Origin of the sequence: Kitasatospora sp. NPDC086801 (assembly GCF_044745805.1) — a bacterium.
GTDB lineage: Bacteria > Actinomycetota > Actinomycetes > Streptomycetales > Streptomycetaceae > Kitasatospora.
In genome coordinates this window covers 1-1150 of sequence record NZ_JBIVAX010000116.1, presented here as the reverse complement: position 1 = coordinate 1150, position 1150 = coordinate 1, and the positions used below count along the sequence as shown (strand labels likewise).

Below are 1150 nucleotides of genomic sequence, written 5' to 3'. Positions count from 1 at the left end.
GTCCCCAGCGCCGACGCCCGCACACCCATGTCCTCCGCGGTGGCCTCGATCCCCGACGTCAGCACGGGATGCGCGCTGGCCTCCACGAACACCGAGAACCCAGCATCCAACAGCACCCGCGTGGTCTCGGCGAACCGCACCGTCTCCCGCAGATTCCGGTACCAGTACTCCCCGTCCATCACCGCGGTATCCATCACCGCAGCCTCCACCGTGGAGTACACCGGAACCGCCGAAGCACGCGGCCGGATCCCCTCCAACACCGCCAGCAACCGCTCCCGGATCGTCTCCACCGACGCGGAATGCGACGCATAGTCCACCGGCACCCGACGCGTTCTCAACCCCGCCACCTCACACGCGGCAATCATCTCCTCCAACGCCGCGTCCTCACCGGAAACCACCGTGGAACGCACCCCGTTGACCGCCGCGACCGAGACCCTGCCCCGCCACCGAGCAATCCGCTCGGCCACCTCCTCCGCCGTGGCCTCCACCGCAACCATCCCGCCCCCACCAGCGAGCTCCTCGGCTATCAACCGGCTGCGCAGCGCCACCACCCGGGCGGCATCCCCCAACGACAGCCCACCGGCCACACACACCGCGGCGATCTCACCCTGGGAATGGCCCACCACCGCAGCCGGCTCCACACCCACCGACCGCCACACCTGGGCCAGCGAGACCATCACCGCCCACAACACGGGCTGAACCACGTCCACCCGCGCCAGCATGTGCTCCTGGTCAAGCACATCCAACAACGACCAATCGGTCCACTCGGCCAACGCCTGCTCGCACCGACGCATCCACTCCGCGAACACCGGCGAGTGATCCATCAGCTCCCGGGCCATGCCCACCCACTGCGAACCCTGCCCCGGGAAAACCATCACCACACCCGCCGAGCCCTGAACCGCCTGGCCGATCACCACACCAGGGACCTCGACACCATCAGCCACCCCGGCCAACGCACCCAGCAGACCCTCCCGGTCACTGCCGACCACCACCGCCCGGTGCGCGAACACCGCCCGCGTGGACACCAGCGAACACGCCACATCCGCCACCGAGCCACCCGGCCGATCAGCCAACCACCCCCCCAACCGAACAGCCTGCCCCCGCAACGCCTCCGGCGACTTCGCCGACAACACCCACGGCACCACCGGCA

General features: G+C 69.5%; 1 protein-coding gene. It reads right to left on the bottom strand.

Annotated features, from left to right (window positions below; all coding sequences use genetic code 11):
- A partial coding sequence (locus ACIPLC_RS38245; RefSeq protein WP_400477675.1) for an acyltransferase domain-containing protein occupies positions 1-1133 on the bottom strand: 1133 nt, incomplete at its 3' end.
- Between the last annotated feature and the right edge of the window lie 17 nt (positions 1134-1150).